The sequence below is a fragment of the Cryobacterium sp. MDB1-18-1 genome (assembly GCF_004402735.1).
GTDB lineage: Bacteria > Actinomycetota > Actinomycetes > Actinomycetales > Microbacteriaceae > Cryobacterium > Cryobacterium glucosi.
Window position 1 is genome coordinate 24,233 of the sequence record NZ_SOFR01000050.1, and the last position, 21,735, is coordinate 45,967.

A 21,735-nucleotide genomic window follows, 5' to 3' on the forward strand; every position below is an offset into this window, starting at 1 on the left:
CTCCTGTCAGCACCGCTTCCAGGAACCCCCGTGGGTTCAATGAACACGTACCGTCAGATGTACAGCTGACGATCCGAATTCGATGGGATGGCATTGCGCCGAGTTCGCTTTCAGCGCGTGCGGGCCCATCTGTGGTCTTCCAGCCCATACGGGCCGATGACTGTATTTTGTTATCGAGCAAGGCTTGAACCTTGTCGTCCCCTCAACATACATCAATTGCGTCGAGGCAATCAACCAGATGTGTTTCAATTCTGCAGTTGAGTTACCGGGGCTGAACCGAGGCTAGTACTTGGGTTCCGCTGCATGACCGCTGTGGTGAGCCTTCAACGCCCCCAGTCACCGCCATGTTGCTCTCAATCACTGCTTGTTACCAATCGTTCTAAACCTCGAAGTGGCCGTGACGTTCGGCTGCGGCGAACCGTAGCTCAATTGAAGTCGAGAGTTGCGGCCGGGAACACCACCACACGTCCCGCCCAGACGCTCATCTACGACGCGACCGGGAACCTCTCCATGGTCACCGCCAGCGCGGTCACGCAGTCCAACGTCTACGACGCGTCCGGCTCGCCACTAGTCCAAACGGATGCCACGAGTGGCTCCACCCTGTTCCTTGGCGCACTGAACTGAACGTGCCCCGGGATCCACGACGGCGTCCACTGTCCGCACCTACGCTCCCCTGGGCGCACCCTTCGTGGAACGGGCCATAGCCTCAGGAATATGACTTCACAGGATTCCACGCACGCTGACGCGCTTGTCCACAGGCTGTTCTACGTTCCCTGGACTGACGAGGTCAACAATTTCGTCCCCGGCGCCGAACTCGGCCGGCTCGTTGCACGAGACGCACGCCTCCCGCTTCAAGTGGCCGTCACTGTGGAGAACCAGATCCCGGACTTGCTCAAGGGTGTGGACTTCGTCACAGAGAAGTCGTCCGGGCACCTCGGAATCCAGGCGCGCGTCGTAGTCCTGCTTCACCCCAGCCTCAAGCTTCTCTCTCGAGCGCTTCCCCGCGACAGCGGGAGCAAGGCAGTTGTCGTCGAGTTCCCCACCGTGCCTCTTCACGGTTGGGCAGCTGCGAACGGGGCGTTCAACGTGGCGACGCGGGAGGTGCAGGCTCCGCTCGGAGCTGCGGAGGTAAAGCTGTATGACCGGATCCTCTGGAACGGCAACAACGGATGGGCCGACGCTGCCGGCAAGCGCGATGCGCTCCACGACCTTCGTGAGCTTCGTGCGATGGGCCTACTCGACAAGGACCGGCTCATTGGGTTCATGGTGAGCGACAAGGGGTTTGAAGCCGTGGCGCGGCTGGTGAAGCTCGTTGACGGGGTGCTTGGGGAGCAGGGATTTGGTGTGGCTGATGGAAGCTTCTTCCTTAGCGGACGGCGTCAATGCTCGAGCCTGCGCACTCTCGATTCGCCGAAGGTCGTGCCGACGAAGACCATGACGTAGGTCGGTCGACTTGAACCGAAGGTGCGCGGCCGGGCCGGGCCGGTTCGCTGCAGCGACTCGTTCGGGCGGCCACGGGGCCTCGCACCAACGTGACCGCGAAAATTGCAGCCGCGTCCCCAAATCTGGGGCAATGGTCATAAATGCTGGTGAAACGTGCAATTAACTGGCAGTATTCGAAGAACTAAATTTGGGGGAATTGTGAATAGTTTATTGAAAAAGTCGGGTGCAACGTTGGGTCTCGTCGGATTGCTCTCAGGAGCGGGCCTCTTGATGGCAACCTCGGCTGAAGCAACCGTGATTACCTGCGCAGCCAAGGCTAATAACCCGCACGCCTCTAGCCATGTAAGCGGGACGATCAACGCGCAGGGGACTGTCACCTGTGACGGCGCGGCGGCAGAAATGTACATTTCCGTGATCCTCGAGAAATCAGACGGGAGGAATTGGCAGGGTAGCGCCTACAGCATGTTGAATACTAAGTCGGGTTCAGCAAATGCGGCGACGTCATGCTCGAACGGTCCTGGTTCCTTCCGGAACGTGACCTACATCAGCGTCCAAGCTCCCGTAGGCAGCACCGGCAACCACTCGGAGACGCTCCAGAGCTCCTGGGTCGACGTTGCCTGTGGGCTCTCAGCCTTCACATTGCAGCCGACTTCGGCCTTCAAAGCGGTGGATCTCAGCCTCGCCGAATCTAAGTTCAGCTTCGACCAGTAGGAAACCCAGGATGGAGGCGTCACCTATCTCGTCAAAGAGTGAAGGTGACGTCTTCTCCTGAGGTCGGGTCGGTGCCCTGAACGCGGAAAAGTGCGGGATCCCGACCGGAGGACGGTACGACAACGTAGACCGTGAACTGCTGGCTTTTGCCAGTGTCTCGCGCCCAGCTATCGACCTCACTGAGGCCGATAGCGTCGGTGATGGTCCACAATTCATGCTGGTAGCTCTGTACGCCTCGCCCTCGTGACATTGGGATCCAAAATATGACACGGTATTGAGGCCGGTCGACGAATTCGCCGAGGTCAAACTCAATCTGCTCCTGAACGCGCATGCATACCCCCGTCTTACGCCGGATCCGAGAAGGAGAAACGGGCCTGACTGGGCCTAGTATTCCAGCGCTTATTCACACACTACCGTCCCTGCAGAACACGGCCGCCTGTCGAATGACGGGGCCTCGAACCTCGTTGAGCACCGAGGTGATTTCTCAGACGGCAGGCGGCCCGGGGAGACCCGACCGCCGTCGATAAGATCTTCCGCATGACTTCTGCCGATTCCGCCGTGCTCTGGGCTGCCGCAATTTCGACGAGTGGAGCGGCTCTCGTTGGCGTGTTGGTCTTTGTCGCGAATCAACTAATTTCAGCAGCGAATTCACGCCAAGAACGGCGTCGCGCGAACGTGGTGAGGATACTTGACGAGCTCGATAGGACCATCCGATCCGCTCGTTACCCGATCATCAGCAATCTTTGGAACACGAGCATTGTGGACGTCAGCCTGGCAACCAACCGATTGCTGATGGACGTACCGAAACGGCAGCAGGCGTTGCACGGATGGCTCACTGAAAAGGCTCTCGAACTGGCTGAGCAAAAGAATCTAGACAAAAAGATTGCCATTGCGAGCGAGATGAGCGCAGCCCTGACTCTGTGGTATCAGGGCTCGCTTAGGGGCGCATGGTTCGCTTCACAAACGGTTCGAGTCAATCCGCGAACGGAACTGCGGAATCCGGCCTAACTCATCCAATGGTCGTCCCTGTGAAAATGGCCTGACCGCCGAGCCATTCACGGTCAGCAGGTCACCCTGAGTCGACCCGCGAATTTGGGGGATGCGCTGGTGACCTATGTACTGCTACCTTCAGGCATCGCCATAGGGCGGGTTTGGTGTGCAGGGGGATCTGTGACGCGTCAGTTGTTTTCGAATGCCAATGGTCGCGTCCGGGGTCCCAGACCCGTACTCTTTCTGCCGAATTTTCGGCCAGTGCTCCTCGCGGGTTTGGCCACCATCGCGCTGATGGCGTCCGTGGCTGCGCCAGCATCAGCTGCGCCGAACAGTACGTTGAGGACTGCTGCGTCTTCATCGTCAAGCGTGGACGACGCGCAGTCGGCACCCGACGAGTCATCCGCGTCCGTGGTGGCCGAGGCTCACAACCACAGCGTCATGGTGGACTCGGCGTCCACTGAGACCGATACGGTGATGGCCCTCCCAGACGGGTCGTTCCAACTGACGGTGAACACGGAACCCATCAGGGTCAAGCAGAACGGCTCCTGGGCGGATATCGACACGTCACTGTCCAAGTCAACCGACGGCTTCCTGGCCCCAGCTGCCACCACTGTTCCGGTGCGATTCTCCTCGGGCGGTGCCGACAGCCTGGCCCAAATCCAGGTTCCCACCGGCGAGTGGCTCACCGAGACGTGGCCCCTCGGAGCCCTGCCGGTACCAGTAGTCGACGCAGCGTCAGCGACCTATCCGGAAGTGCTTCCAGGCGTCGACCTCCAATTGACGGCCACCTCAACGGGCATGTCCGAGGTGCTCGTGGTGAAAACCAAAGAGGCTGCAGCGAACCCAGAACTCAGTGCGGTCCAGCTCGTCGTCAGCGGGGCTCCCGTGGCTGCCGCGGCAGATGGATCCACGTCCACAGGGCCGGACACTGAAACCTCGTTACGTTCCAACAAGCCGCAAGCCTGGGACTCGTCCGCGACCGACGCCAGCTCAAGCGGCCCCGGCGGCGGAGACGTCGGTCTCCCCGTCGACCAGACGGTCACCGGCGACACCATGTCTCTCGACGTCGCGGCAGTGGTGGCGAAGCCCGGACTCACATATCCGGTATTCGTGGACCCGGACTGGAGCGGCGGCAACATCCACGCCTGGTGGATCAACCAGGCATATCCGAACCAGAGCTACATCGACGGCGGTGCATATACGGACGGGATGCAGTTCGCTGGGTACGTTCAGGCCTCGTGGTCGTCAGACGGCCGAGCGCAGCGTGCCGAAGCGTTCTGGCAGATGGACGCTTCGGCCATCACCGGACGACACATCCTGCAAGCGCGGTTCAACACGACCGAACTCTACGCCTCGTCCTGTCAGGCGAGGCCCATCGAATTGTGGTCCGTGACCGGCGTCTCTGCGGGCATGTCTTGGAATGGGTCCAGCGCATTGGGCTGGCAGCAGCGACTGGACACACAGAACGTCGCGCACGGATACAACTCGTCCTGCCCGGCGCAGGCAGTCGGCTTTGACGCGACGCCCGCGGTCGCAGCCGCCTCGGCAGCGGGCGTGGGCAGCGTCACACTGGGCATGCGCGCCAGCGACGAGAACGACACGTACTCCTGGAAGAAGTTCGCCGTCGGCGCCACGTTGACCATCACCTACAACACTGTCCCAAACCGGCCGGTGAACGCCGGATTTACGAGCCCCGTCCGATTCTGCGGCACGGCGGAGTCCCCGTCGTATGTCAATGAGACTTTCCCGATCACAATGGCGGCGTACTTTACCGACTCCGACGGGGGCAACGTCGCCGGACGCTTCTACGTCGTGAACGCGTACAACGGAGCGGACAACAAGCTACCGGCGAGCATTGCTCCCAACGGATACCTGTCGTCCAACACACAGGCGCAAGGCGCGCAGACGGCGGTGCTCCCAGCCAACACTCTGGTTCCTGGCTTCTACGCGATGGGAGTCGCCGGGTGGGATGGAATAGACAGTTCAAACGTTCAATTCTGGTGCTATTTCGTGGTCAAGAACTCGGGCCCCGCACTTCCCGGGGTGAGTATCTCCCAGAGCGGATCATCAACGGTGGGCCTGCCGTTGGCTGCGACGTTCACCTCGAACGCGGCTGACAACGTCGCTGCCTTTGAGTACTGGTGGACGAACTCGCCGCTTGTCACGCCGAGCCCGTCACCACCTGTCACGACGGGCTCGGGTGGCGTGTTGCCGGCGTGTGGCAGTTCATCCGGCCTAGTGCGCTTCGCCTGTGCAGACGCCAATGGCACAGCGAACGTCACGGTCGCTCCCGTGGATGACATGTCGACTCTCTGGGTGGCGAGTGTTGACAAGGCGGGCAACGTCTCCAAGAATTCGGCCACCCCGGCTTCAACGTCAGCGGGACTCGAAGTGCACGCGGCGGCCGCCCCCACTATTTCGTACACGCAGGGACATGGCTGGTGGCTTCCAGGGTTTATGCCAGCGCCGCTTGCACAGACGATTCCAGACCTGAACACGGCATCGGGAACTGGACTTACGAACTCGAATTCCTTGACCTTGGGTGCGGGCACTCAACGGACAGCCACTGCAGACCCGACATCATCAGGCTCGCCAGAGGCAGCGATCTCGCTGCCCGGGTATTCGTCACTGGATCGTGAGAACTCGGGGCCCGATCACTCAGCAATCGTCGAAGGCTCGAAGCCGGACAACTATTGGTTCGAGTCGGTCTTGGGACAGTTGGCCCCTATCGGCGCACCGGCTCCTCCCGGAACCATAGGCGTGTACTCCTGCATGCTTTCGACAGGAGACGAAATGACCTCCTTGTCGTCAAATTGCGAGGGCTCGGGTGCCACCCCGATCCTTCTCGGTTATGCCTGGACAAGTCCGCCGACCGGACCGACCGCGCCGCCCACCAGTCTGTTCTACCGATGCCTGGCCGGGACGGACCACTTCGACTCGCTCGCGTCAAACTGTGAAGGTCAAAGGGTTGAGGGGCCGATGGTCTACATTGCCGAGTTGGGCACCGATCAGACTTCGCGACCAGCTGTCGATACCCTTGCGAGTTTCACGGTGTCGGCCTGGGTGAAGCCGCTCGCGACGTCAGGCTCGCCGCGGTACCACACCATCATGGCCCAGTCGGGACCGGTCAATTCAGGCTTCTATCTTCAGGAAATGCCAGGTGGGTTGCTGCGTTTTTGCATTCGGACGCAGGCGGGAACTCCCACATTGGACTGTGCGACGGCGAGTAGCCCAACGCCCGACGGTTCCTGGGTTTTCGTCACAGGAGTCTGGGATTCAGCCAACAGCCAAATTCGGCTCCTCATCGGCAACCAGGTTCAGCCGGCCGCTGTCGCTTCGCACCTGGTGCCCGCGGGGGACGTCTCGGCAACCGGGGTCCTGACGGTCGGGTCGGCCGTGTCAAGCAGTGCGACGGTCAACCAGTGGAGCGGTCTCATTGTGGACCCCACCATCTTCCCCGGGGTGGTTGAGAAGGTCCAGCTTTACGCCCTCTATAACCAATTTGATCCAAGCCCGTGACGTTTCGAAGCTCCCACGCCCTTCACCTCAGTCGTCTGACAGTCCGGAGCCTGCAATGAGAAACGTCCAGCCGATCTTCAACCGGTTCAGTCGCACGGTTGCCGTGACAGCGGGGGCGGTCGCCCTAGTGCTGGCCGCGTCTCTCGGGCCTGTTCCAGCGGCATCGGCGGGTGATGCCGGCCCGGCGCCCTTCCTTGGGACCCCCGTGCCGGGCGTGTCTGCTGCGGACGCCGCCGGTCTGTCCGACGCGAGCTCGTCCTCGTCCGTTTCGCTTCCGGCCGCAGTGACGCCCGTCGCGGGCCGCTATGCCGTCAAGGTCCCGGCTGCGTCGAGCACCGCAGCCGGACGTTTCGGGGACTGGCAGCAACTCGGTACCACGCCCATTGATGCGTCGGCTGCCGCTCCGTACGCATTGGTCGCCCGCCCGTGGGCTGCCGGGGCGTCCGGCCAGCAGCCGGCGTCGGTCGAAGTGCTCGAGACCGCGGCGGCGCGCTCGGCGGGGCTGTCCGACTTCGCGCTGCGCCTGTCGAATGACAAGTCCTCGGCCTATTCCGAAGCCGTGACGGTGCGCATCCCCTCGGCAGTGCTCTCCGGCACATTTGGGGCGGACTACGCTTCACGAGCTCGGTGGGTGCAGGTGCCCGCCGGAACGCCCTCCGACAAGGTGGCAGCCACGGCAGTGCCCGCGGCAACGTCCCTGGACTCCTCCACCGGCGCTGTCCTCGTCACAGCGCGGGTGAGCTCCGCAGCAGTCATGCTCACGACACTGGCCGCGCCCGTGTCATCCACCGGCACAGGTTCCTTCGCAGCCACGTCGCTGAAGCCCTCGAGCGCCTGGGACGTGTCCGCCCAAACGGGAGACTTCTCCTGGTCGCTTCCGCTACGCACGCCTCCGGCTGCGGCCGGGCCGGCCCCGAGCCTGGCGCTGTCCTATGATTCCCAGTCCGTTGACGGTGAGACCGGCTCGACGAACAACCAGCCCTCGGCTGTCGGGGAGGGGTGGAGCCTCGGCGGTGCCGGCGGTTTCATCGAGCGCAGTTACGTCTCGTGCGCCCAGGACAACGGGGCATCCGGTCCGGTCACAACGTCCGGGGACCTCTGCTGGAAGACTGACAACGCCACGATTTCGTTCGCCGGTCACACCGGGCAACTCGTCCGCGACACTGCGAGCGGCATCTGGAAGCTCAAGAACGACGACAGCTCCCGGTTCGAGCATCTCGTCGGGACTGCCCAAGGGTGTGCCGCCAACGGCACCTATGACAATGACTGCTGGCGCCTGATGACGATGGACGGCACGAAGTACTACTTCGGCTTGAACCAGCTGCCTGGATGGGCCACAGGGAAGCCGGCAACCAACTCCGCCTGGACGGTGCCGGTCTTCGGCAACGACGCCGGTGAGCCCTGCAACGCCGGCTCCTTCGCAACCTCGTCGTGCGCCCAGGCGTGGCGCTGGAATCTCGACTACGTCGTCGACACCCACAACAACGCAGAAGCTCTTTACTACGACTCCGAAGCCAACAACTACTCGAAGAACGGGACTGCCGCCACCAGCTACATCCGCGGCGGGCAGCTCGACCACATCGACTACGGGCTCACCGACGGCAGCGCCTATTCCGCGAACGCCGCATCCGACCAGGTCGTCCTTGGCTACGACGCCTACGGCCGCTGCAGCGACAGCACCCACGCCACATGCACTTCAGAGCCCATCACCGGCGCCGCGGTCGCCCCCGCCCAGGCGACGGCGTACCCGGACGTGCCCTTCGACCAGCTCTGCACGAGCGGCGCTTGCACGGGCCTCCTCTCGCCCACCTTCTGGACCACCGGGATGCTCGGCACCGTCACCACGCGGGCGCTCACCGCCGGCAGCTATGCGAACGTCGACGTGTGGACCCTCGGCCACTCGTTCCCGAGCCCCGGCGACGGCACGAACGCCGCCCTGTGGCTCACCCAGGTTGCGCACACCGGCTACTCCGGTGGGGCCTCCCTGCCTGAACCGACGACCACGTTCGCCGGCACCACCCTGCAGAACAGGGTCTGGGTAGTCGACGGGCTCGCGCCCCTGGACAAGTACCGGATCTCGTCCATCACCACGGCCGCCGGAGCCACGATCTCCGTGAACTACTCCGGACAGCAGTGCACGACCGCCAACGCGGCCAGCATCGAGGCGGCCCCCGAGTCCAACACTGCACGGTGCTTCCCGCAGTGGTGGGTCCCGCAAGTGACGCCGCCGCAGCCCGCCAAGAAGGACCTCTTCCACAAGTACGTGGTCACTTCCGTCGTCTCCAACCCCCGGACCGGCGGGGGAAACGACGCCACCCAGGAGAGCGACTACGTCTACACGGGAACACCGGCGTGGCGCTACGACACGTCGCCCTTGGTGCCCGACACGCAACGCACCTGGTCCGTCTTCGCCGGCTACAACACCGTCGAAGTCCGGGTCGGCAACCCGAGCACCCCAGCCGCTCAGAAAACCACGGACTTCACCTTCTATCAGGGGATGGACGGCGACCGTGCGACGACCGCCGGCGGCAGCAAGTCCGTGTCCGTCACCGGCTCTGCCGGCGTGCCCGATTCGGCCTGGTTCGCCGGGTTCACCCGCGAGACCAAGACCCTCAACGGCGCCGGCGGAGCCGTCGTCACCGACACGGTGAACACCCCGTGGGCATCGGCCGTGACCGCAACCGACGGAACAAGCAGCGCCCGAATGACGGGCGATGCCGACGCCCTAACGACGGAACCCGTCTCGACCGGAGGCAACCGGACCACCGACGTGCAGACCACCCACGAGGCCACCTACGGACTGCCGGTCACGGTCAACACCCTCACCTCGGATGCGGGAGCGACGTGCGCGACGACCTCGTACGCGCCGGCTAACACTACAGCGTGGATCATCGGACGCACGGCGGAAGTCGCCAAGGTCGGCGTCTCCTGTGGCAGCGTCGCCTCCGCGACTTACCCGGCCGCCGCCATCTCCGACACCCGCACGACGTATGACGGTCTCGCCTGGGGAGCGACACCCACCCGCGGGGACGCCACCACCACGCAGATTGTGGACTCGTACTCCGGAACAACGGCCGCGACGGCGCACTGGGCGACTGCGTCCCAGGCCGCCTACGACGGATTCGGCCGGGTGACGTCGGCCACCGACGTTCTCGGACACACGACCACGACCGCCTACGTTCCCGCCGCCACCGCAGCTGCCGGCAGCGGAGCCTTGACCTCGGAAACAGTCACGAACACGGCGCCCTTCGGCTGGACGTCTTCAACGACATACGACCCTGCCTGGGGCGTGGAGACGTCCGCGACCGACCAGAACGGCAAGATCACCACCGCGGCCTATGACGCTCTCGGCCGGCGCACCGCCGTCTGGTTGCCCATCCGCCCGCAAGCCTCGAACACCACCCCCTCCATCGGCTACGCCTACACGCTGTCCCAGTCCGCAGCGACAGCGGTGGCCACCACCACGCTCACAGCAGCGGGAACAGTCACGAACTACACCCTCTACGACGGCCTCGGCCAGGTCGTGCAGACCCAAGGGCCCGCCGAAGGCAGCGGAACGGTCGTCACCGACACCGGCTACGACGAGGCCGGCCGGGCGAACCTATCCAACGGCGCCTACTGGACAACGTCCGTGAACCCCTCAGCGGTGCAGTTCATCCCGCTGAACCCGCAGCAGATCGGGTCCCGCACCGTCACCACGTTCGACCCGACAGGTCGCACCCTCGCCACCATCCTCAGCTCCTTCGGCACGGAGCGGTACCGCACCAGCTTCGCCTACCCCGGGGCGGACCGCACCGACACGACCCCGCCAGCCGGCGGAACCCCGACGAGCGTGTTCACCAACACCCTCGGCCAGAAGACGAAGCTGGTCCAATACCTGGCCGCCACGCCCGCGTCCGGGACCGCCGAGACCACCACCTACGGCTACACCGCCCAAGGCAAGATGAGCGCCATGGTCGACCCGGCCGGCCACCAGTGGACGTGGGGATTCGACGTCCTCGGGGACCAGACCACGGCCACGGACCCGGACACCGGCACCACGACCAGCAGCTACGACACTGCAAGCAACTTGCTGACTAGCACCGACGGCCGCGGGACAACCCTCGCGTACTCCTACGACGCCCTCAACAGGAAGACCGGACAGTACCTCACGTCAACAGGTAGCACCGGCAGCCTGCTCGCGTTGTGGACGTATGATACCCTCGCCAAGGGGCAGTTGACCTCCTCGAGTAGCTACACAGGCTCGACCGCCGGGCATCCAGGCATCGCGTACACGGGGGCTGTCACCGGGTACGACGACAGCTACCTAGCGACGGGGACGACGGTCAGCGTCCCGACCGGTGCGCCCGCCTTCGGTGGCACCAGCTACGCCACCACGTACCGGTACAACCAGGACGGCACACCCCTCACGACGACAGACCCCGCCGAGGGCGGACTAGCCTCCGAACTGCTCCGCTACGCGTACAGCGTGAACGGGCACCTGACCAGCTTCGGGGGAAAGAGCTCGTACCTCATCGGCAACGTGTACAGCGCCATCGGCCAACTCGTCGACTACGGCCGCGCGGCGACCACGAGCCTGGACTCCACCTACGGCTACGACCCCGCCAACGGTGCGATCACCGAGATCAAGGAAGGCACCACGGTCTCGGGAACCTACACGGTTGTCGCTGACCGCAACTACGTCCACGACAACGGCGGCAACGTCACCTCGGTGACCACCACGGGCACAGCCGCCACCGACACACAGTGCTTCAGCTACGACTACTTGCGTGACATGACCTCGGCGTGGACGCCATCCTCCAACAGTTGCGCGGCCGCGCCGACGAGCACCACGATTGGCGGCCCCGCACCCTACTGGTCCACTTACGCCATCGACCCGGCGACCGGCAACCGGACAAGCAGCGCCACGAACCCGACGACCGGGACCGGCACCGCCACGACCGACACGTACACCTACCCTGCTGCGGGGGCCGCCAGGCCGCACGCCGTGCAGTCCGTCGCCCACACCACGGGAACCACAACCACGACCAGCACATACGGGTACGACGCGTCCGGGAACACCACCACACGTCCCGCCCAGACGCTCACCTACGACGCGACCGGGAAACTCGGCACAGTCACCGCCGGCGCGGTCACGCAGTCCAACGTCTACGACGCGTCCGGCTCGCTGCTGCTCCAGACGGACGCCACCACCGGCTCCACCCTCTACCTTGGTGACACCGAGCTGCACGTGGCGCCGGGATCCACGACGGCGTCCGCTGTCCGCACTTACGCTCCCCTCGGGACTCCCATCGCCGAACGCACCACGGTGGCTGGAGTGTCCGGGAGCGTGGCGACCTGGGTGACCACGAACATCGACGGCACGGCGGACTTGGAGGCCGCAGTCACGACCGGCGCGGTCACACGTCGGTACGCCGACCCCTATGGGATCACCCGGGGGACGACCGCCACCTGGTCCAGCAGCCACGGGTACCTGAACGCCCCGACATCGTCCCTGTCCGGTCTCACCCAGCTGGGCGCCCGCGCCTACGACATGGCCCTAGGGAAGTTCCTCTCCGTGGACACCGTGCTTGCGCCGTACAACCCACAACAGAACAACGGCTACGCCTACAGTGCGAACAGCCCAGTGACGTTCACGGACCCGTCTGGGAATTGCTACACGGTGGACGACTATGTGTGCAGCGGCAGTAGATCGAGGTCGACGGCACCCAGCACTTCAGGGACGGCTACCAGCGCCGCCCCCGCGGCAGGAAACGGAAGCGGAAAGCGCTCCGGATGCGTCTCGGTGAATCCCAGCTCGTGTCAGCCGCATGCCGCTCAGCCGAACAGGACCGCGGGCGGAACTGTGGGCAAGTCACTTTCGGTGCCCGCGAACGTGCCCTACTCCAACTTCGTGCGCAAAACGGAGGCGTACTTGGTCTACGACGCAGTTATGATGCCTTACAACTACTGCATGGCGATAGGCAGATGTCCTCTCGCTATGTTGCCGGACGAGGACATTGCAGCTCTAGCTCCCGAGACGATTGCGCGGGCGACGATTCGGCCGGAGCAGATAGTCGGGCCAGATGGCATAATTCTACCGGGCGTGCCGTCAGGTGTGGTTGGCACTCTGGTCCGGACTGGGAAAGGACTGGAATACAAGTTCCCCCAAGGGACACCGGGACTGGACGCTAGAGTATCTTCCGTGCGCATCATGGACCCTGTCCTTTCTGGACGCTATACACATGTAAATGGCTATGCGGCATATTCGAACGTAAAGGGGCAGACCGTGAATCCCCTGACGGGGAGAGGCGTAACTCCCGAAGATCCATTCGCACATATTGATTTGGGGAACTAATGCTGACAGTGGAATCGGTCTTTCTCCAGGAAGTTCCTCTCGCGAACGTCAACGAGTCCGCTCCAAACGTGCTGGAGCTCGATGACGAATTGTTCGAGACCTGCTTTGCCGGCATGAAGTTCGACGCTGTCCACTTGCGATGGGGCCTCTTGTTCGACCTGAGGACCAGTCTCAATTTTGTGGGGACAGGCTCCAACACGGGTCTCCTGGTGCTTGACGGCGTGACGAAGTTGACGTGGTCTGCAAGTCTTTTCCCCTCCGAAACTCGGGCATGGATAGTCATGGGTTCCAGGGTCGAAGGGGATTCTCCCGGAGTGTCAATCGAAATCGGGTTCACTGGCGCGACGGAGTACTTGGCCGTTGAAGCGACGCGAGGGGCATTTTACGCGTTGACGCTGACGGGACTTGGTCGAATCCAGCCGGATTTCGTCGATGAATCCGATGCCAACGTAATCGCGGGGATGCCAGCTTGGGACCGGGAGTGCGAACTACAATCGGTGACCGTTTCCAGGAATGGTTGGTGACGTCTAGTCGGACAAGCGTGCACCACGGATCGAGGCACCCGAACAACCTCAAGAGGAACCCTTTACGGAACACGACGGTGCTATGACGGAGTATGTTTGCCCGGTATGTGGTTGGCCTCACCTGACCGAGCAACCACGTTCGGAGGCCAGTGGCGGATCGTACGAGATCTGCTGGAGTTGCGGCTTCGAGTTCGGCGTCACCGATGATGACCTTGGGTTTACCTACGATGTATGGCGTCGACAGTGGTTGAGTCGGGGCATGCCTTGGGCGAGCGAGACCCTCCGACCGCCTCCTAAGGATTGGGATCCAGCTGCACAAGTCCGCGGTATCGGGGTCGTTGAATGAGCTTCAACGCGGAATATTGATCGTCCGCAGTCGGGCCGGATGGCGTTGTGTTGACATTGTTGGGCGACAAATTCGCGCCCTGACCTCGCTATTCGGGGATGGTCTGGGACTCTTTACGCAATGAACAAGAAGCAGCTCAGAGGCCGTTGGATGAGTGTTGAGGGCCGGACACTTGCGACGGAGGTGGCGTTCCGGCTTGTGTCCGGAGAGTCATTTGAGGGTCTCGATGTTGGAACGCACGACGGTCGGGTGGATCTTCGGGGCTTCGGCTTGCCGTCGCCCGAGGTTGTCGGTCATGTCGAGGTCGGTGGGATGACGGCCGCGATTCTGGACGGCACCCTTTCATTTCGTGACACCCGGTGGGAAGGCCTAGACCTAAGCTTTGCGATTCTTCCGAGTCTGCGGTTCTTTGACGCCGAGATCACGGATTGCCTCTTTGACGAAGCGCATTGTGCTGATTGGCGACTATGGCAGACACACGTATCTCGGTGCAGTTTCGTCCGGTGCAACTTGCGCGATTCCTCCCTCGGAATCAACGACGAGCGACCGGACACGTGGACCCAGATCGTCTTCGACCGCGCCGATCTGCGTGGTGTTGCCTTGCAGGCAGCGTCCTTCGTCGAGTGCGACTTCAACAATGTGAGACTCCAAGGGCTTCAGTTCGAGGGCTGCAGCCTGGACCGAGTCCGTTTCTCGGGTGTGCTCCGCGACGTCCTCTTCGACTTTAGAGAAGTTCCGGATCGCAAGGCTCCGGAAGACATGCGCCACGTGGATTTCTCAGGCGCGAAATTCGAAAATGTGGAGTTCCGCGGGTGTCACTTTGACGGAGTGACCTTTCCGGATGACCCCCAGATTCGGTTGATCCCGAATTTTCCCAGCGTGGCGAGACGCCAACTTGAACTCTTGGAGGGTAACGACTCGAACGACGCAATTCGACTGAGGTCGGTCTTCAACGGTCAGCTGCGAGCGCGGCAGAGGGAGGACGCGACGGGGGTGTTCAACCGGCGGGATGAGCTGGAGTGGGGCGGGGAGTCCATGGCTGTCCTTTCCGAGTCGACCCTTCTTCAAGCCCTTGCGGAGTCACAGGCTGACGCGTGAATCGAGGTGCCGGCCCGGCACGAGGTCGTGGGTCGGAGGACGAACTCGGATCTTCGACGGCTTGAACTGCGAGACGATCTCGGAGGTCAAGAACGTCGCCAGTCAGGCGTCAGCTCAGCAGCTGAAGGACAGCCTCGCGCACACCCAAGGGAATGATCTTCGTTTCGACCTCTTCATGCGTCCGGGTACGGCTACCTATCTCACCGGCCCGCTCCAAGATGCCATCCGCGGTGGCCAGATCAACCTGAGGTTTATCCCGTGAGCAAACAGAAGAAGCCGTCCCAAGGCATTACGGCCGCTGAGTTGATGGCCCAGCTGGCTGGCGACCAGGAGTATCAGCGCAAGAAGGAGCTCTTCGACGCCGAGTTGCAGGAGCGGGTAAGTGCGCTACGCAGGCTGAGTCTCCCATCGTGAAAGACCTGCGCAGTGCGGGAGTCGAGGTGAATTCCGTCTGGGACCTGGTCAACACCGCCGATCCTTATCCGAAAGCTCTACCGATCCTGCTCGACCACCTGCAGCGCGGCGGCTATCCGGACCGGATCATGGAGAGCCTTGGGCGGGCGCTGGGAGTGGGGCCGGCAGCATCCGTCTGGGAGACGCTATGACAGCTCTACTTGGCCGCTCCGGGCCCCGGCGAGGAGGAAGGGCTGGCCGTCGCGCTTGCCGCCTCTGCCACCGTTGATCACCTCGACGCTCTGATCGCCCTGCTGGACGAGACCAGCCGCGGCAGCACTCGCATCCACTTCCTGCGCCCGATCAAGAGGGTCGGTGGCAGGCGGGGACTCGACGTTCTCACGTCCCTGAAGGACGATCCGCTGTTCGGAAAGGAAGCGCGTGCTCTGTTGAAGAGCAGAGCTCGCTGATCGATGGTCTGAACTTCTCGCCTTTCACAGAGGAAGTCCTTGCGGAAGAACTCACGGTAGAAACAGCAACCGTCGCAGAAGAGGGAGCCAGCGTCGCGGTCAGCGTCGAGACGGCCGTCACGGCGCTTGGGGCGGGAGACGTACGCGGCCTGGGACTCTGGTCCGGGCTTTGAAAAAGTGTTCACCCTAGAAGCCGATGGTCGGGTTGATGCGATCAACTTCGAGACCCGCAAGGTAGGCGAGCTGCAGCCGAACAACCCTCGTCAGATCCGACTGGGTGGGAAGCAGTTGGACAGCTACATTGCGAAGCTCAACGCAGGGTACCCAGGTGCGACATGGACCGGCAGGCTGGTAACGTACGGACCATGAGTGACCGCAACGTCATCCAGACAGCCTTCGACGAATTTGCGAAAACGGCAGGTTGCTCGAAAAAGTCGGGCTCCTGGTACCGGCGAAGCTCCGAGACGATTCTTGTGCTCAACCTTCAGAAGTCGCAGAACGGGCTCCAGTACTACGTCAATGTGGCGCTCTGGCTACGCGCGCTCGGCGACGAGGAATCGCCGAAGGAGAACAAGTGCCAGATCCGAACTCGACTCACTCGGCTCCTGCCAGCCGACCTCGAGAAGCGTCTGACGGAGCTGCTGGACCTCGACAGCGACCTTGATCAGATGAGCCGGAAGGAGGGGCTGCTCGACTTGCTCCGCGAACATCTCCTCCCTCTTATGGAGGCCAGCTCGTCGCTGGAGGGCCTGCGATCAGGCGACGGTCAGGATCTGATCCGAAAGTCGCTCGTCACCGGCCCTGGGCAAAAGTTGCTCGCTGGTGGCAGCTGAGGTCAGGGTCGGCGGACCGCCGGTGGCTCGACTGCGGTCTTGCCCGGCTTGCCGATCTGACCGCCCAGGCCCAACTCCGGACGCGCAGTTCACAGTGCAGGTTGAGGACTACGACCTGTCGCCCTCCCAACTGGGGCCGATCCATGAGACTCGCATCGTCGCCAATGACCCGTCCGGCGTCGTCATACCGCGAGTCAGTCCATAGGATGGCGGTGTGTTGACATTGCTGGGCGACAAATTTGCGCCCCTGACCTCACGGATTGGCTTGCTCCGTCTGCCGCTGTCGGAGGCGACCGAGGCGTTCCGTGTCTGGCGGGACCGCCTCTACGGTCCCGTCACGATGGATCCCCTCGAGGGCAGTCTCGAGCGAATCCTTCCTCGTCTCGAGCCTCTAACCAACGACAATGCGCGGGATCTTCTCGTGGGAACGTCGAATCCTGAGTGGACGGCCGTCTTCGATTCCGGATTCGCAGGCGGAAATCAGATCTCGACAGTGGGTCACATCGCGCAAACGGTCCTATGCCAAGGGCTGGTCGTCCAGTCAGTACCGGACACAATCGGCAGGGGTTCGGAAGATTCGGGGCGGTTCGGGGCATTGCAGTTCCAGATGCTCAGCCCACTGAGAACCCATTTCCTCAATCATGTCCGGGCCGTCGGCGTAACCCATGACGACAGCCGGTGGCGTTTTGGCGCGACGGGTACGGTTCAGGACTTCGAGCAGGTGGAGGCGTATGAGAAGCGTTCCGTTCGTTCCAGGTTCACCGAGCAGATGATGGTCGACTACTGCGCGGCTCTCGGGCTGCGACCGTTCGACGCCGATTTCTACCCGGGGCCCGCGTCGCTCATCACCAACCCCAACCCGCCGCTGCCGCACGCGCTCGTCTTGAGTCTCGCTCAGGCGCGTGCCCGACTGGGTATCTAGCTGGTAGAAGGGGAGTCCGTAGTTCAATGATCGTTCGCTGTATTGCCAACTCCGCTGTCGCGTTGCCGGCCGTCAACATTGACCCTCGGCGCGGGTTTGACCGTTCTACCGAGTTCCCACTGACGGTTGGCCGCGACTACCCCGTCTTCGCGATTACGGTATTTTTGGGGTCGGCCTGGTACTACATCCTCAATGATGATGGGCATGATTGGCCGACCTCGACTCCCTCTGCGCTGTTTGATGTCACAGACGGATCCCTACCGGCGAGTTGGATCGTGGGCTACAACCGCTTCACGGTCGAGGAACAGTTCCCGCTTATCTCGTTCCCGGAATGGGCGGATGATCGAGGATTTTATGAACGACTCTTGGACAGGGAGCCCAACGCGGTTCAAGTGTTTACGGCCCGTCGGCGCGAAGTGGAGGAGGCCGGCCTATGAGCCGTTCGTCGTCCGTTCGACCGTGCGCCTTGGACCGGTCGTTTCGCGGGTTATGCACCAGGACGGGCAGGCCCAACGAGTTTGGCGGAGGCGCGTCCTTCGGGAGGTCTGGCGGGGGAAGGGGTCCACGTTGCACTGCGCGAGTGGTGACCGGAGGCCCTGGTAAGGATTGGTCCGCACCCGACCATTGCGGGACGGTCAGATCGTGGCCATCGTGAGCCAGTGGATCGACCTGCCTCGAGCCTTGCTGGCTGCGGGGCCGGCGGAGCCGTATCTCGTGACCGAGGAGCGTTCTTCAGAGCTTTTCGAATTTCTGAATGCTGCCGGCGCGACGTGGGTGACGGTTGACGTCGCGAGTGCCGCGGGCACAGGCGCGGTGATCGACGCATTGAAGAGTCGCCTGCCGTTTCCTGATTGGTGTGCCTCGAGTTGGGATTCACTGGAGAACGCATTTGAGGAGATCCGGCAGAGTTGGAGCTTTCCGCTGGTCATCGTCTTCCGGGGGCTGTGTTCGGCCCTGGAGACAAGGCCGCACCTAGGGCTAGAAGTCGTGGTCCGCCTCAGTGAGCTCTGTCAAGCATTTTCAGTTGCGGGCGATCAGGTAACCGTGATTTACGTCGACCGCTGGGCTGTAGAGCCACGGTTGCCGGGTCACGTTTCGTCTTAGAGCCAAGATTGACTTCCTATGATGACTGAACTGGAGAAGTGGGCCCTTATCGAAGGTCTCGATGATTGGGTCGCCCTCGCGTTCATCGACGCCAGGACTCGACGTATGGCTCCGTCGGCCGACGATGGACAGCGTGAACAACAGGTGGCCCGTGCAGCCTTGTCGCTAGTCGGCCAAGGTCTCATGGACGTGGGCGCAGTTCAGGAGCACGTGGGTTTTGTAGCCTGGGAAGGGCCGCGTGAAGGCTGGTCAGACCGGATGCGAGCCGAGATTGAATCCGGTGATATTGATTCGTGGGGGTGGGGGATCTGGCTCACGCTTACCGAGGCTGGCGAACAAGTCGCTGCCGAGCTTCTTCCGACGCGCGATGCTACATAGAAACGTCGGGCAGGGTCAGACCTTGAGCAAGAGTGCTCAACAATAGAAGGAAACGCGTCTGCCGCGTGTCCAGCAATGGGCAAGAAGTTCTTCCTAAGGACTCGCAATTTATGACCGCAATCCGTGACCACTTGCCCCTCCCTCTCGATGATCTCGCCAGCCATCTGGAGGCGCACGGTTTCATCCTCACCGAGGACGTCCAAGAGCCCGTCTCCTTCGGGGACGGGGTACTGGAGTGGGCTCACAAGGGGCGTGCGTGGATTCGTTTCGTGAAGGATCGCGGGCGGTGGTGGATCGAGCTCGGAATGGTTCGAGGGTCCTTGTTCTCTCCGCAGGTTTGCGCGGCCCTCGTCGATGGCACTTGGGCGACGCCACAAGCGTTGAATGTCGAGGAGCAGGCGAACGAGGTGGTTCGATACCTGGGCGAGTTCCTGACGATGCTGGACGAAAAAGATAACGGGGTCCTGGAGACCAATCTCGGCGAAATCCAATCGAGAGCGGCCGAGGAACGGAGTCGCCAGCTGGGCTGGTAGACGGAGTTGGGCAGGGTGTGTGCGTGGCAGTTTCCGTCCTAAGGCTCGTCGAGAGTGGCAAATCTGACGCATCTAATTCTTGTGTGGCGGGACGGTCAACGGTTTACGATCAAGCCATGAGCGATGACTTGGTGAAGTTCGCGATCCCGGCGGAGTTTGTCACGGCGCGGGTTCTGGTGACGCCAGGTGAGTTGGTTCATGGCTACCGTCACGGGTGGCTCAGTGATCGAGCGGTCGTTGACGTGGCCTTGGCCGCCTTCGATGCTGGCGCGGGCTTGCCTTCAGCGGTGGAGGAACTCGCGTTGCTGTTGTCCGACGACCTCGGCCGGGCACCTGAGCTCGTGGAGGATCTCGCTCGGTCCTCCGTCGACGAGCCGAACCCTGGCGAAGTGTGGCTGTTTCTGGCTCTTGCGTGGGTGTTCGAGCACCGCTCAGAGTATTTGGAGCCGTTCGAGGTGGTCGAGATGCTGTACGCGGACTTCGACTACCCGGAGGAGATTGAAGGACTGGTCCGTTTCATGCCCAGGCCTCAGGGTTCGGCGAGCCGGTATGGCGCTATCGAACAGAGGTGGGATGACTTCGTGAGTCGCAAGTCCGCCCAATATCGGGCTCGAGGATCCCAGCCCGCCCTGGCGCCTCATAACGAACGCGGCCACCCGTGAGACTCCTTGCTCGTGGCAGTTCAGCTCAGCCCGCTCGGCTGGGTTACAGGGGAGGCTTAAGCGGTCACGCCCGATGCCACAAGGTGCCGGTCGTGTGGGATCGGTGATCGAGATGCGCGACTATTGGACCATCGCCGGATTTGCGGGGCTCTACCTTGAGGACAGTTGGGTTCTCCACATCGTCGCGCGGCCGGGCGTCCTCGAGTTCGTCGTGGATCTAGTGTTGCAGGAGTCCCACCCGTCTTATGAAGCGCCTCAAACTGGCGAGCAATACTGCTATCGCCGTGGGGTTATCCGGTTCGACACGGTCTCCTCACTGGATTGGAAAGGGCAAGGGGCGGTGCCGGCGGTTGACGCAACGGGCGAGCCGGACTACGGCTCGATTGACGCTCTCGAGGCGAGCGAGGATGGCTACGTGCTAGAGGGGGACTTCGGTCGAATTGCGGTGACATCCGCCGCGCCGTCCGGAGTTTTTGGAGAATGCGATGAAATCTGAGATTGAATTGGCCCATACGTCCAACCCCGGTCACATGTGGCACTTCGCGGGGTCCAAGGAGTCAGCGATGTCGATTGTGAAATCGTTTGAAATTGACGGCTTCCTCGTTCGCGTCGTTCGCGGAGCTGAATGCCGGACAAAGAGTGCGCTGCTGAAGGAATTCTCTACCGCGCTGGAGTTCCCTGACTATTTCGGCGGCAACTGGGACGCGTGGTGGGAATGTATGACTGACCTCGATTGGTTCCCTCCGACGCGCGGCTTCGTAGTGGTGATCATCGAATCGGGAGAGTTCCTGTCAGGCTCGACGACCAAAGATTTGAAGATCGCCATTGAAGGCCTCGTATCAGCAATTGACTTGTGGGGAAAGGGCGCTTCGGAGGCCGACCCCTATCGTGAGCAACCGCCGACGCCGCTACACGTTATGTTCCAGGAGTCGACACCTGCGAGCGATTCAATCATGCGTCGATGTCTTGACGTTCTTCCGACTAACCCGTTTCGCGAACTGGAGGTCCGCTAGAACGCTGCCCGCGTACGAAAGCATCAACTACTCGAAGGGGGCGACACCATGGGCAACAAGTCGCGGCCGGCCGTCTACGGAGGCGAGGGAGGCGAGATGGTAGGAGCGGACGAATATGACGAGGCCACGTTCGTGCGCCGGCTGGAGCAGTTCGACAGGTCTTCGAAGACGGCCTTTGCGGCGGCATGTGCGGAGCGAATTTGGCCTTTGATCGAGCGCTATGCAGCAGTCATGGTGGTTCCTGCAGGCCAAGTCGTGGCCTTGAGGGCTGGCCTCGACGCGGTGTGGCGTAGCTGTACGGGAAGTTCGGAGGACATCGCTAGCGTCCAGGTGCTGGCCGAGTCCATGGTCCCCGGGTGTCGGCGGCCATGACAAGCTGCCCATAGGCGGCCATGGAACTGCCCGCTGACGGCCAGTAGAACTGCCCGCTGGTGGCCATGAGATCTGCCCACTTCC

General features: G+C 62.5%; 23 protein-coding genes. 22 read left to right on the top strand and 1 reads right to left on the bottom strand.

The window, feature by feature from the left end; genetic code table 11:
* Window positions 1–429: 429 nt before the first annotated feature.
* The 3 genes from E3O50_RS12735 to E3O50_RS12745 all read left to right on the top strand — a co-directional run bounded on the left by E3O50_RS12735 (window position 430) and on the right by E3O50_RS12745 (window position 2,154).
* Window positions 430–624: a hypothetical protein gene (locus E3O50_RS12735; protein ID WP_134560850.1), complete on the top strand. Its 195-nt coding sequence runs from the start codon at window positions 430–432 to the stop codon at window positions 622–624.
* Between the two features lie 90 nt (window positions 625–714).
* A complete protein-coding gene (locus E3O50_RS12740) occupies window positions 715–1,443 on the top strand; it encodes a hypothetical protein (protein ID WP_134560851.1) in 729 nt (242 codons plus the stop codon).
* A 198-nt stretch (window positions 1,444–1,641) separates the two neighbouring features.
* Window positions 1,642–2,154, top strand: a complete 513-nt coding sequence (locus E3O50_RS12745; RefSeq protein WP_134564568.1) for a hypothetical protein — start codon at window positions 1,642–1,644, stop codon at window positions 2,152–2,154.
* A 31-nt stretch (window positions 2,155–2,185) separates the two neighbouring features.
* Here the strand turns inward: E3O50_RS12745 and E3O50_RS12750 are convergent, their stop codons facing one another.
* A complete protein-coding gene (locus E3O50_RS12750) occupies window positions 2,186–2,485 on the bottom strand; it encodes a hypothetical protein (protein WP_134560853.1) in 300 nt (99 codons plus the stop codon).
* 206 nt (window positions 2,486–2,691) lie between these two features.
* Between E3O50_RS12750 and E3O50_RS12755 the strand changes: the two genes are divergently transcribed.
* From E3O50_RS12755 to E3O50_RS12845, 19 genes are all read left to right on the top strand, one after another.
* Window positions 2,692–3,162 carry a hypothetical protein gene (locus E3O50_RS12755; protein ID WP_134560854.1) on the top strand — a complete coding sequence of 157 codons (471 nt, stop codon included), beginning with the start codon at window positions 2,692–2,694 and terminating at the stop codon, window positions 3,160–3,162.
* 351 nt (window positions 3,163–3,513) lie between these two features.
* The gene (locus tag E3O50_RS12760; protein WP_166790723.1) at window positions 3,514–6,666 is read left to right on the top strand and encodes a LamG domain-containing protein; all 3,153 of its coding nucleotides are present in this window, start codon (window positions 3,514–3,516) and stop codon (window positions 6,664–6,666) included.
* Window positions 6,667–6,721: 55 nt separating this feature from the next.
* Window positions 6,722–13,003, top strand: coding sequence for an RHS repeat-associated core domain-containing protein (locus E3O50_RS12765; protein WP_134560856.1), 6,282 nt, complete (start codon window positions 6,722–6,724; stop codon window positions 13,001–13,003).
* On the top strand, window positions 13,003–13,527 hold the full coding sequence (locus E3O50_RS12770) for a hypothetical protein (RefSeq protein ID WP_134560857.1): 525 nt from the start codon (window positions 13,003–13,005) through the stop codon (window positions 13,525–13,527). Before E3O50_RS12765 ends, E3O50_RS12770 begins: the two co-directional genes overlap by 1 nt.
* A 466-nt stretch (window positions 13,528–13,993) precedes the next feature.
* A complete protein-coding gene (locus E3O50_RS12780) occupies window positions 13,994–14,971 on the top strand; it encodes a pentapeptide repeat-containing protein (RefSeq protein ID WP_134560859.1) in 978 nt (325 codons plus the stop codon).
* Window positions 14,883–15,233, top strand: a complete 351-nt coding sequence (locus tag E3O50_RS19845) for a putative toxin (protein ID WP_134560860.1) — start codon at window positions 14,883–14,885, stop codon at window positions 15,231–15,233. Before E3O50_RS12780 ends, E3O50_RS19845 begins: the two co-directional genes overlap by 89 nt.
* Window positions 15,230–15,385: a hypothetical protein gene (locus E3O50_RS19670; RefSeq protein ID WP_241975558.1), complete on the top strand. Its 156-nt coding sequence runs from the start codon at window positions 15,230–15,232 to the stop codon at window positions 15,383–15,385. Before E3O50_RS19845 ends, E3O50_RS19670 begins: the two co-directional genes overlap by 4 nt.
* A complete protein-coding gene (locus E3O50_RS19675; RefSeq protein ID WP_241975559.1) occupies window positions 15,382–15,576 on the top strand; it encodes a hypothetical protein in 195 nt (64 codons plus the stop codon). The genes E3O50_RS19670 and E3O50_RS19675 overlap by 4 nt, the downstream gene beginning before the upstream one ends.
* Window positions 15,577–15,585: 9 nt before the next feature.
* Window positions 15,586–15,834: a hypothetical protein gene (locus tag E3O50_RS19680; RefSeq protein WP_241975560.1), complete on the top strand. Its 249-nt coding sequence runs from the start codon at window positions 15,586–15,588 to the stop codon at window positions 15,832–15,834.
* Window positions 15,835–16,199: 365 nt separating this feature from the next.
* A complete protein-coding gene (locus tag E3O50_RS12800) occupies window positions 16,200–16,667 on the top strand; it encodes a DUF4304 domain-containing protein (protein WP_166790725.1) in 468 nt (155 codons plus the stop codon).
* Window positions 16,668–16,881: 214 nt separating this feature from the next.
* The gene (locus tag E3O50_RS12805; protein WP_134560863.1) at window positions 16,882–17,589 is read left to right on the top strand and encodes a hypothetical protein; all 708 of its coding nucleotides are present in this window, start codon (window positions 16,882–16,884) and stop codon (window positions 17,587–17,589) included.
* A gap of 26 nt (window positions 17,590–17,615) precedes the next feature.
* Window positions 17,616–18,026 carry a hypothetical protein gene (locus E3O50_RS12810; RefSeq protein WP_166790726.1) on the top strand — a complete coding sequence of 137 codons (411 nt, stop codon included), beginning with the start codon at window positions 17,616–17,618 and terminating at the stop codon, window positions 18,024–18,026.
* A gap of 205 nt (window positions 18,027–18,231) precedes the next feature.
* Complete coding sequence (locus E3O50_RS12815; RefSeq protein WP_134560864.1) at window positions 18,232–18,693, top strand: hypothetical protein; 462 nt, start codon at window positions 18,232–18,234, stop codon at window positions 18,691–18,693.
* A gap of 18 nt (window positions 18,694–18,711) precedes the next feature.
* Complete coding sequence (locus tag E3O50_RS12820) at window positions 18,712–19,071, top strand: hypothetical protein (protein WP_134560865.1); 360 nt, start codon at window positions 18,712–18,714, stop codon at window positions 19,069–19,071.
* 110 nt (window positions 19,072–19,181) lie between these two features.
* A complete protein-coding gene (locus E3O50_RS12825) occupies window positions 19,182–19,604 on the top strand; it encodes a hypothetical protein (RefSeq protein WP_134560866.1) in 423 nt (140 codons plus the stop codon).
* 116 nt (window positions 19,605–19,720) lie between these two features.
* Window positions 19,721–20,266 (top strand): DUF2247 family protein, encoded by a 546-nt coding sequence (locus tag E3O50_RS12830; protein WP_134560867.1) that lies wholly within the window; start codon window positions 19,721–19,723, stop codon window positions 20,264–20,266.
* A 94-nt stretch (window positions 20,267–20,360) separates the two neighbouring features.
* The gene (locus tag E3O50_RS12835; RefSeq protein WP_241975561.1) at window positions 20,361–20,762 is read left to right on the top strand and encodes a hypothetical protein; all 402 of its coding nucleotides are present in this window, start codon (window positions 20,361–20,363) and stop codon (window positions 20,760–20,762) included.
* Window positions 20,763–20,829: 67 nt separating this feature from the next.
* Window positions 20,830–21,279: a barstar family protein gene (locus tag E3O50_RS12840; protein WP_166790727.1), complete on the top strand. Its 450-nt coding sequence runs from the start codon at window positions 20,830–20,832 to the stop codon at window positions 21,277–21,279.
* A 48-nt stretch (window positions 21,280–21,327) separates the two neighbouring features.
* Window positions 21,328–21,651, top strand: a complete 324-nt coding sequence (locus E3O50_RS12845) for a DUF416 family protein (protein WP_134560869.1) — start codon at window positions 21,328–21,330, stop codon at window positions 21,649–21,651.
* The last annotated feature ends 84 nt before the right edge of the window (window positions 21,652–21,735 follow it).

Bases quoted from the DNA above. Each gene is read 5' to 3' on its own strand.
- E3O50_RS12820 (WP_134560865.1), top strand. From the start codon at position 18,712: ATGATGACTGAACTGGAGAAGTGGGCCCTTATCGAAGGTCTCGATGAT.
- E3O50_RS12810 (WP_166790726.1), top strand. From the start codon at position 17,616: ATGATCGTTCGCTGTATTGCCAACTCCGCTGTCGCGTTGCCGGCCGTC.
- E3O50_RS12765 (WP_134560856.1), top strand. From the start codon at position 6,722: ATGAGAAACGTCCAGCCGATCTTCAACCGGTTCAGTCGCACGGTTGCC.
- E3O50_RS12840 (WP_166790727.1), top strand. From the start codon at position 20,830: ATGTCGATTGTGAAATCGTTTGAAATTGACGGCTTCCTCGTTCGCGTC.
- E3O50_RS12825 (WP_134560866.1), top strand. From the start codon at position 19,182: ATGACCGCAATCCGTGACCACTTGCCCCTCCCTCTCGATGATCTCGCC.
- E3O50_RS12780 (WP_134560859.1), top strand. From the start codon at position 13,994: ATGAACAAGAAGCAGCTCAGAGGCCGTTGGATGAGTGTTGAGGGCCGG.
- E3O50_RS12770 (WP_134560857.1), top strand. From the start codon at position 13,003: ATGCTGACAGTGGAATCGGTCTTTCTCCAGGAAGTTCCTCTCGCGAAC.
- E3O50_RS12830 (WP_134560867.1), top strand. From the start codon at position 19,721: ATGAGCGATGACTTGGTGAAGTTCGCGATCCCGGCGGAGTTTGTCACG.
- E3O50_RS12800 (WP_166790725.1), top strand. From the start codon at position 16,200: ATGAGTGACCGCAACGTCATCCAGACAGCCTTCGACGAATTTGCGAAA.
- E3O50_RS12755 (WP_134560854.1), top strand. From the start codon at position 2,692: ATGACTTCTGCCGATTCCGCCGTGCTCTGGGCTGCCGCAATTTCGACG.
- E3O50_RS12740 (WP_134560851.1), top strand. From the start codon at position 715: ATGACTTCACAGGATTCCACGCACGCTGACGCGCTTGTCCACAGGCTG.
- E3O50_RS19845 (WP_134560860.1), top strand. From the start codon at position 14,883: ATGAGCTGGAGTGGGGCGGGGAGTCCATGGCTGTCCTTTCCGAGTCGA.
- E3O50_RS12750 (WP_134560853.1), bottom strand. From the start codon at position 2,485: ATGCGCGTTCAGGAGCAGATTGAGTTTGACCTCGGCGAATTCGTCGAC.
- E3O50_RS12845 (WP_134560869.1), top strand. From the start codon at position 21,328: ATGGGCAACAAGTCGCGGCCGGCCGTCTACGGAGGCGAGGGAGGCGAG.